The 1690-nt window shown below is 63.9% G+C and carries 2 protein-coding genes; one reads left to right on the top strand and one right to left on the bottom strand.

What is annotated here, in order from left to right; genetic code table 11:
* Positions 1–27: 27 nt before the first annotated feature.
* Positions 28–324, bottom strand: coding sequence for an antibiotic biosynthesis monooxygenase (locus tag EOA60_RS31835; protein ID WP_164748191.1), 297 nt, complete (start codon positions 322–324; stop codon positions 28–30).
* 220 nt (positions 325–544) lie between these two features.
* On the opposite strand from EOA60_RS31835, the gene EOA60_RS31830 reads away from it, so the two are divergent.
* On the top strand, positions 545–1690 hold a 1146-nt coding region (locus EOA60_RS31830), incomplete at its 3' end, for an aspartate kinase (protein ID WP_128312538.1).

The following is a 1690-nucleotide window of genomic DNA, read 5'->3' as shown; positions in this document are numbered from 1 at the left end:
GCCGCAGCGAGACGAGGACGGTCGAGCCTAACGCGACAGCGCAATCGCGGCATGGCTCATGGTAACGCTGGCCGGCTCGATCGCCTGCATCGCTTGGCAATCGCCGATCTCGGCCATGATGCGCTGAGCCGCGGACTGAGCCTGCTCGAGGCTTTGCCAGCGCACGACGTCGACCCAGCTTCCGTCGTCGCGCTCGCCGAGATGGCGGCTGAGAAAACCGGGCTGGTGCGCCAGCCAGTCGGTGACGACGCCATTTTGGGTAACAAAACCAGCCGCAGCATCCGGCTTGAGGCGGAAGGTCACGATCTCCAGCGTCTCGGTCATGCAATCCTCCATGCGATTTCCTCTAAGCTTATCGCATTGCGCGGCAGGAATCCGTCAGGAGACCTCAAAAATCGGGCCAAGGCCGCTTCTCCCGTGCCCTCGCTTGCGAAGCCTTGCTGTTTTAGCTAAGGAGGCCGCGCATTTCCGCGGCTCGGCTGGTCCGGGCGCATTTTCCGTTTTCCGGCCCCAAGCCGGCTTCAGTCAAAGGCATCTCGCTTCCATGGCGCGCATCGTGATGAAATTCGGCGGAACTTCTGTCGCCGACATCGCCCGCATCCGCAATGTGGCGCGCCATGTCAAACGCGAAGTCGATGCCGGCCATGAGGTCGCCGTGGTGGTTTCGGCCATGGCCGGCAAGACCAACGAGCTGGTCGGCTGGACGCGCGAGGCCTCGCCCATGCACGACGCGCGCGAATATGACGCCGTTGTCGCCTCCGGTGAGCAGGTCACGGCCGGCCTGTTGGCGATAACTCTGCAGAACATGGGTGTCCATGCCCGTTCCTGGCAGGGCTGGCAGATCCCGATCAAGACCGACAACGCCCATGGCGCGGCGCGCATCCTCGACATCGACGGCGCGTTCCTGATCAAGCGCTTCGGCGAGAGCCAGGTGGCGGTCATCGCCGGTTTCCAGGGCATCGGCCCGGACAACCGCATCTCGACCCTCGGCCGCGGCGGCTCCGACACCAGCGCCGTGGCGATCGCGGCCGCGGTCAAGGCCGACCGTTGCGACATCTACACCGATGTCGACGGCGTCTACACGACTGATCCGCGCATCGAGCCGAAAGCCCGGCGGTTGGCCAAGATTTCGTTCGAGGAAATGCTCGAAATGGCCTCGCTCGGCGCCAAGGTGCTGCAGGTGCGGTCGGTGGAGCTTGCCATGGTGCACAGGGTGCGTACCTTTGTGCGGTCGTCCTTCGACGATCCCGACGCGCCCGGAATGGGGGATTTGCTCAATCCGCCCGGAACGCTTATTTGCGACGAGGAAGAGATCGTGGAACAGCAGGTCGTCACCGGAATTGCCTATGCCAAGGACGAAGCGCAGATCTCGCTGCGCCGCGTCGGCGACCGCCCAGGCGTCGCCGCCGGCATCTTCGGCCCGCTGGCCGAGGCCAACATCAATGTCGATATGATCGTCCAGAACATTTCCGAGGACGGCAAATTCACCGACATGACCTTCACGGTACCGTCGGGCGACATCGACAAGGCGCTGGCAGTGCTCGAGCGGCTGAAGGCCGATGTCGGCTACGACGTCGTGCAGTCGGAAGCCGGCATGTCGAAGGTCTCGGTCATCGGTATCGGCATGCGAAGCCATGCCGGCGTCGCGGCCACCGCCTTCAAGGCGCTGGCCGATAAAGCGATCAATATC

This window comes from Mesorhizobium sp. M1A.F.Ca.IN.020.06.1.1 (genome assembly GCF_004023265.1).
GTDB lineage: Bacteria > Pseudomonadota > Alphaproteobacteria > Rhizobiales > Rhizobiaceae > Mesorhizobium.
This window is presented reverse-complemented; position numbering and strand designations above follow the sequence as displayed.

Coding starts and splice junctions, on each gene's coding strand:
- EOA60_RS31835 (WP_164748191.1), bottom strand. CDS start 324: ATGACCGAGACGCTGGAGATCGTGACCTTCCGCCTCAAGCCGGATGCT.